This window comes from Vibrio sp. 10N.222.48.A3, assembly GCF_041475345.1.
Classification (GTDB): domain Bacteria; phylum Pseudomonadota; class Gammaproteobacteria; order Enterobacterales; family Vibrionaceae; genus Vibrio; species Vibrio tasmaniensis_A.
This window is the reverse complement of sequence record NZ_JBFRVX010000389.1, coordinates 1-7,013: the sequence shown is the minus strand read 5'-3', so window position 1 is coordinate 7,013 and position 7,013 is coordinate 1. Positions and strand designations below refer to the sequence as shown.

At 43.6% G+C, this 7,013-nt stretch carries 9 protein-coding genes; 8 read left to right on the top strand and 1 reads right to left on the bottom strand.

Annotation, left to right across the window (positions count from 1 at the left end; genetic code table 11):
• On the bottom strand, positions 1-329 hold a 329-nt coding region (zapG, locus tag AB4653_RS12000), incomplete at its 3' end, for a Z-ring associated protein ZapG (protein ID WP_372104252.1).
• A 219-nt stretch (positions 330-548) separates the two neighbouring features.
• Here zapG and zapE point away from each other — a divergent pair.
• The 8 genes from zapE (at position 549) to sspB (ending at position 6,888) form a co-directional block, all read left to right on the top strand.
• Positions 549-1,652: a cell division protein ZapE gene (zapE, locus tag AB4653_RS11995; protein WP_009848970.1), complete on the top strand. Its 1,104-nt coding sequence runs from the start codon at positions 549-551 to the stop codon at positions 1,650-1,652.
• Between the two features lie 247 nt (positions 1,653-1,899).
• Entirely contained in the window at positions 1,900-2,328 is a 429-nt protein-coding gene (rplM, locus tag AB4653_RS11990) for a 50S ribosomal protein L13 (RefSeq protein ID WP_010434689.1), read from the top strand.
• A gap of 13 nt (positions 2,329-2,341) precedes the next feature.
• Positions 2,342-2,734: a 30S ribosomal protein S9 gene (gene rpsI / locus AB4653_RS11985; protein ID WP_004740758.1), complete on the top strand. Its 393-nt coding sequence runs from the start codon at positions 2,342-2,344 to the stop codon at positions 2,732-2,734.
• 330 nt (positions 2,735-3,064) lie between these two features.
• Positions 3,065-3,655: a ubiquinol-cytochrome c reductase iron-sulfur subunit gene (gene petA / locus AB4653_RS11980; protein WP_010434692.1), complete on the top strand. Its 591-nt coding sequence runs from the start codon at positions 3,065-3,067 to the stop codon at positions 3,653-3,655.
• Positions 3,655-4,920, top strand: coding sequence for a cytochrome bc complex cytochrome b subunit (locus AB4653_RS11975; RefSeq protein ID WP_009848941.1), 1,266 nt, complete (start codon positions 3,655-3,657; stop codon positions 4,918-4,920). Before petA ends, AB4653_RS11975 begins: the two co-directional genes overlap by 1 nt.
• On the top strand, positions 4,917-5,654 hold the full coding sequence (locus AB4653_RS11970) for a cytochrome c1 (RefSeq protein ID WP_009848942.1): 738 nt from the start codon (positions 4,917-4,919) through the stop codon (positions 5,652-5,654). Before AB4653_RS11975 ends, AB4653_RS11970 begins: the two co-directional genes overlap by 4 nt.
• A 97-nt stretch (positions 5,655-5,751) precedes the next feature.
• The gene (gene sspA / locus AB4653_RS11965) at positions 5,752-6,387 is read left to right on the top strand and encodes a stringent starvation protein SspA (RefSeq protein ID WP_009848943.1); all 636 of its coding nucleotides are present in this window, start codon (positions 5,752-5,754) and stop codon (positions 6,385-6,387) included.
• 6 nt (positions 6,388-6,393) lie between these two features.
• Positions 6,394-6,888, top strand: a complete 495-nt coding sequence (sspB, locus tag AB4653_RS11960; protein ID WP_012603204.1) for a ClpXP protease specificity-enhancing factor — start codon at positions 6,394-6,396, stop codon at positions 6,886-6,888.
• The last annotated feature ends 125 nt before the right edge of the window (positions 6,889-7,013 follow it).

Sequence of the window (7,013 nt, the reverse complement as noted above, 5' to 3'; positions counted from 1 at the left end):
GACTTATCTTGTGGCTTATCCGAATGAGCAGCGGCTGTTTTCACAAATGGGTTGTCTTGCTCTGGCAGGTTAGGGAGTAGCTCTGAGCTTGTTTTTTCCATGTGTTGGTAAAGCTTTGTATAGTCCTTACCTAAGGTGTCCAACATTTCTGCTGATTTCGCAAAGTGGTCAGCTAGCTCTTGTCGCTGCTGTTCCAGGGCAAACTTTGCGCTATCTAATTCTTTCTGTACGTTCTTTTGTTTTTTGTATTCAGGTGTCATGAGACGAGAAATAGCGACCCCTAAAATAACTCCGACTAGTAAACCGGCAACGGCATACATCCAAGGCATAACAGCTCCTTATTATTGTTTTTTAACATGTTTGTTACTGCTTAGTTACACGTGATACAGCTCCATGGTACTATGAGAAAGCCGCAGTATAAAGAGAAATGCGTGTGCGCTAGTTAGCAGTTTGATGCTGCATTATTCACCGCATAGCGACATGTCTCATACTGTTTGGGCTCATTTTTATTTGCTGTCTGATATCGCTTTCATTGTGGAAATGTCGTCATGAATCCCATTAAAAAATACGAACAAGATATAAAAGAACATGGATTTCAAAGAGATCCAGCACAAGAGCAAGCCGTTAAATCTTTAGATGAACTCTTTCATCAATTCCAAAATTACATGAATGCCCCTATTCCTCAACTGACTCGATTCCAGAAGTTAATGGGCAAAAAGCCAGAACTGCCACTGCCACCAAAAGGCCTCTATTTTTGGGGCGGCGTCGGGCGCGGTAAAACCTATTTAATGGATACGTTCTACGATGCCTTACCGACCACAAAAAAAATGCGCGTTCACTTTCACCGCTTTATGTATCGAGTTCATGATGAGCTAAGGGCACTAGGTAATGTTAGCGACCCGTTGCCTCTAGTCGCAGATAAGTTGAAAGAAGAAGCGGATATTATCTGTTTTGATGAATTCTTTGTTTCAGACATCACGGATGCCATGATCTTAGGAACCTTGTTCCAAGAGTTATTCGCTCGAAACGTTATCTTGGTTGCGACCTCTAATATTCCACCTGCGGATCTGTATCGCAACGGGTTACAGCGAGCGCGTTTCTTACCCGCTATTAAGCTCATTCAAGACAACTGTCATATTCTTAATGTTGATAGCGGAATTGACTATCGTCTGAGAACCTTAGAGCAGGCTGAGATCTACCATTACCCACTGGATAGCCAAGCGAACATTAACCTCGAAACATATTACGCGCAGCTTGTTGGTGAAGATAAAGAGAAGCTTAAGCAGATAGAGGTTAATCACCGTCAATTAGATGTGGTCGAAGCGAGTGATGGTGTGCTGCATGGTACTTTTGCTCAGCTTTGTCAGTCGGCTCGTAGCCAGAACGATTATATTGAGTTGTCTCGGGTTTATCACACGGTTCTATTGGCTGATGTGTTGCAAATGGGCGTGACTTCCGATGACGCTGCTAGACGCTTTATTGCGTTAGTTGATGAGTTCTATGAGCGCAATGTGAAACTGATTATTTCAGCGGAAGTGGAGCTAGAAAAACTATACACCCATGGTCAACTAGAGTTTGAGTTTAAACGTTGTCAGTCGCGTTTAATTGAAATGCAGAGCCATGAGTATTTGGCAAAAGAACACTTAAGTTAGCTTTGATTATCTCGAATAAGAAAGAGAATTAAAAAAATCGTGATTTTGTTCAAAAAGAGGTGATTTTTTCTTCGCTCTTCTCTATAATCCTGCGACCTACCGTTACTGCGGGCCTCTAGCGATGAGTAAAATCACGTTATGCCAAGAGTTTTCCAACACTCGAAGGGGTGATGAATGGTAACTCTTAGACAGTGGGAATACGCGAGTATTCCTTAAGTGTAAATTTTTTAAATAGGTAATTATTAGCATGAAAACTTTCGTTGCTAAACCAGAAACTGTAAAACGCGACTGGTATGTTGTAGACGCTGAAGGCAAAACTCTTGGCCGTCTAGCAAGTGAAATCGCTTCTCGCCTACGCGGCAAGCACAAAGCAGAATACACTCCTCACGTAGACACTGGTGATTACATCATCGTTGTTAACGCTGAGAAAGTTGCTGTAACTGGTAACAAAGCTAAGGGTAAGGTTTACTACCGTCACTCTGAGTTCCCAGGTGGTCTTAAAACTATCACTTTTGAAAAGCTAATTGCTAAGAAACCAGAAATGGTTCTTGAACTAGCAGTTAAAGGTATGCTTCCACGTGGTCCACTAGGCCGCGCGATGTACCGTAAGCTTAAAGTGTACGCTGGTACTGAGCACAACCATGTTGCTCAACAGCCACAAGTACTAGACATCTAAGGGGATTAAGACAATGGCAGAGAATCAATACTACGGCACTGGTCGTCGCAAAAGCTCAGCAGCTCGTGTTTTCATCAAACCAGGCTCTGGTGAGATCGTAATCAACAAGCGCAGCCTTGATGTTTACTTCGGTCGTCCAACTTCTCGTATGGTTGTTAAACAACCTCTTGAGCTAGTTGAACTAACTGAGAAACTTGACCTTTACATCACTGTTTCTGGTGGTGGTATTTCAGGTCAAGCTGGCGCAATCCGCCACGGTATCACTCGTGCTCTTATGGAATACGATGAAACTCTACGTCCTGCTCTACGTGCAGCTGGCTATGTTACGCGTGACGCTCGTTGCGTTGAACGTAAGAAAGTTGGTCTACGTAAAGCACGTCGTAAACCTCAATTCTCTAAGCGTTAATTTTTCTTTACGAAAAAGTACACGCTCCCAGTTTTTCGACTGGAATTGTGGTTCAAAGCTCGGCTATATGCCGGGCTTTTTGTTTTTATGCCCCCTCTAAACGCTTTCCCTCCCTCGTTTTATTTCCAAATTCTTATATTTTGAAAGCTTTTGTAACCCAATGTGCGCTTTGCCTCATGATTGTTACAAAAAGGTAGCTTTATCTTGTCAAAAAGTAGGGTTTTATTTATCATTTGCCGTCAATAAATAGAACTAAATACATATTTTGTTAGCCATGCTCTTTATTCGGAATTATTTCAATCCATAAGGAGCAAATGGGAGAATGTTTGGATGAGCAACGCGCCTTTAAATAACGGTCGCAGGCGTTTCTTAACCGCAACAACAGCCGTTGTTGGTGGTTTAGGAGCAGCTGCTGTAGCCGTGCCTTTTATTAAATCATGGAACCCGAGTGCCAAGGCGAAAGCTGCAGGCGCACCGGTGGAAGTGGAAGTCAGTAAGTTAGAGCCGGGACAAATGGTTCGTGTCGAGTGGCAAGGTAAGCCTGTATGGGTTGTACGCCGTGCTGAATCGGTGCTAGAGAATCTAAAAGCGATCGGTGGTCAACTTCGTGACCCTCAATCTGAAGCTGAACAACAACCAGAATACGCGCAGAACGAGTTTCGTTCAATTAAGCCGGAATTCTTCGTTGCTGTTGGTTTCTGTACGCACTTAGGTTGTTCTCCAACTTACCTGCCAGATTCTTTTGCAGAACAAGTTCAGGGTGTTAAGTCTGGTTTCTTCTGTCCTTGCCATGGTTCAAAGTTTGATATGGCAGGTCGAGTATTCCAAGGCGTACCTGCTCCATTGAATCTTGTTGTACCAAAGCATATGTATTTGAGTGACACTAAGATCATGATCGGTGTGGACGAGGGAGACGCGTAATGCAAGGATTGCTTGATTGGGTAGAGAAACGTCTACCCGCGATGAATGCTTACAAGAAGCATTTATCTGAATACCCAATGCCTAAGAACTTTAACTTTTGGTACCTTTTTGGTTCTTTAGCAATGTTAGTACTGGTTAACCAAATCCTTACGGGTATTTGGCTGACAATGAACTATGTACCGTCTGGTGAGGGTGCATTTGCTTCTGTTGAATACATCATGCGTGATGTGGAATACGGTTGGCTACTGCGTTACATGCACTCAACAGGTGCATCGGCATTCTTCGTTGTGATCTACCTGCATATGTTCCGTGGTCTAATCTACGGTTCTTACCAAAAGCCTCGTGAGTTACTTTGGATCTTCGGTATGTTGATCTTCTTAGTGCTTATGGCTGAGGCTTTCATGGGCTACCTACTACCATGGGGTCAAATGTCTTACTGGGGTGCTCAGGTAATCATTTCTCTGTTTGGTGCGATCCCTGTTATAGGTGATGACCTAACGCTTTGGATCCGTGGTGACTACATCATCTCTGGTGCAACGCTGAACCGTTTCTTCGCACTGCACGTTATTGCTCTGCCAATTGTACTTCTGCTGCTTATCGTACTTCACGTACTGGCGCTGCACGAAGTGGGTTCGAACAACCCAGACGGTATCGAAACTAAGCTTCCTAAAGGCACAATGGGCGACGACTACAAAACTCAGTTCCCATTCCACAAGGATTACACTAAGAAATACGACATCATTGACTCTATTCCTTTCCACCCATACGGGACGGTAAAAGATATGGTTGGTGTTGCTGGTTTCCTATTCTTGTTCTGTTACGTGCTGTTCTTTAACCCAGAAATGGGTGGGTACTTCCTTGAGCCGCCTAACTTTGAAGCTGCAAATCCGCTGAAAACACCTGAGCATATTGCTCCAGTTTGGTACTTCACGCCGTTCTACGCTGTACTTCGTGCTGTTCCAGATAAGCTGTTAGGTGTAGTTGCAATGGGCGCTTCAATTGTTGTGCTATTCCTACTGCCATGGTTCGACCGTTGTAAAGTGCGTTCTTACCGTTACCGTAGCAAACTGCATTTGATTAACATCATCCAATTCACAATAAGCTTTATTGCGCTTGGTGTACTTGGTGCGCTTCCAGCAACGCCTACATACACGCTATTAGCTCAAATCTTTAGCTTAGGTTACTTCATGTTCTTCGTTCTGCTGTGGTTCTACAGTAAAAATGAAGCGACGAAACCATTACCAGAAAGGGTGACATTCAAATGAAAAAGTGGATTGTAATTTTATTTGCTATGTTGCCGTCACTAGCGATGGCAGCGGGTGCAGGCGTACCATTAGACAAAGCAAACAATGATTTAACAGACAAAGCTTCATTGCAAAATGGCGCTAAGATGTTCATGAACTACTGTTTCGCTTGTCACTCAACGCAGTACCAACGTTATGAACGTGTTGCGAATGATTTGGAGATTCCTTTAGACCTAATGAAGGAAAACCTGATCTTCGATCCTGAAGTGAAAATTGGTAGCTTGATGGTTAACGCTATGCCTTCTGAGCAAGCTGCTAGTTGGTTTGGTGCTCCACCACCAGATCTAACATTGGTTGCTCGTGTTCGTGGCGCAGATTGGCTATACACGTACCTTCGTACTTTCTATGAAGATCCGTCTCGTCCATTTGGTGTGAACAACCTGGTTTTCCCAAGTGTTGGTATGCCGCATGTTCTTGAAGAGCTACAAGGTATCCCAACGCCAATCTACGATACTCACATGGTCGATGGTGAGGAAGTTAAGGTTGTTGTTGGCACTGAAACGGATGGTTCTGGCGAATTAAGTGCTGGTGAGTATGACGAAGCAGTTCGTGACCTTGTTAACTTTTTGGTTTACTCGGGCGACCCTGTTCAACTTGAGCGTCATGCTATGGGTTGGTGGGTAATGGCCTTCTTAGTAATCTTCACTATCATCGTGATTTTGCTGAAGAAAGAGTATTGGCGTGATGTGCACTAATTGTGCTATAATACCGTGCTAATTCCCAAATTATGTTAATGTTCAATGGAGGCTTTAGGCCTCCATTGTTTTTATTTAAAGTGTACTGGAGGGCTCCATGGCTGTAGCTGCCAATAAACGTTCTGTAATGACTCTTTTCTCAAGTGCTTCTGATATGTATAGCCATCAGGTGCGCATTGTTCTTGCTGAAAAAGGCGTAAGTGTTGAAGTTGAGTTGGTTGATGAAAAAAATCTACCAGCAGAGCTTGTTGAACTGAACCCGTACAAATCAGTACCTACTCTTGTTGATCGTGAGCTTGCTCTATATGACTCTAAGATCATCATGGAATACCTAGATGAGCGTTTCCCTCATCCACCATTGATGCCTGTATACCCGGTTGCTCGTGGTAACAGTCGTCTAATGATGTACCGAATTGAGCGTAACTGGTATTCAGTTGCAGAGAAGATCGTTAAAGGCAACGCTGAAGAATCTGAAGCAGCTCGCGTGAAATTACGCAACGACCTACTAACTCTTGCTCCTATCTTCGCTGAGTATGAATACTTCATGAGTGAAGAGTTTAGCCTAATTGATTGTTACCTAGCTCCGCTACTATGGCGTTTACCTGAGCTTGGTATCGAACTGATTGGTCCTGGTTCTAAAGAACTTAAGATTTACATGAACCGCGTATTCGAACGTGATTCATTCCTAGCTTCTCTAACAGAAGCTGAGCGTGAGATGCGACTCGTTCGCTAAGCGTTTATGGATATTTCAAATATGACTCCACGCCGACCATACATGCTTCGTGCATTTTATGAATGGCTGGTTGATAACGAACTGACTCCACACTTGGTTGTTGAAGCAACATTGCCGGGTGTGAGAGTTCCAGACGAGTTTGTTCAAGATGGTCAGATCATTCTGAACATCGCGCCTCGTGCGGTTGGACAACTTGAACTGGGTAACGAAGCTGTGACGTTTAGTGCTCGCTTTAGTGGTCGTCCACACTCTGTGATCGTTCCGCTATACGCAGTACAGGCTATTTATGCTCGTGAGAATGGTGCTGGTACCATGTTTGAACCTGAAGAGGCTTACATGGAAGCGTTTGAAGAAGGAATTGAAGAAAGTCCTTTTGAAGAACCAGAAAAAGGCCCATCTTTGAGTGTTGCAACAGCAGACGTAGATGCTGAAGAGTCTGACTCAGAACCTGAGCCATCTCGTCCAGCGAAAGGTCGCCCAAGTCTTCGTGTTATCAAATAGCGTTATTTTTTAAATAACTCCAAATACAAAAAAAGCAGCGATTTATCGCTGCTTTTTCTTTTTGTGCTTACTGACTTTTATTAATCTGATTCATTTCGTTAGGCTTTACCAACCAACCAACCAAC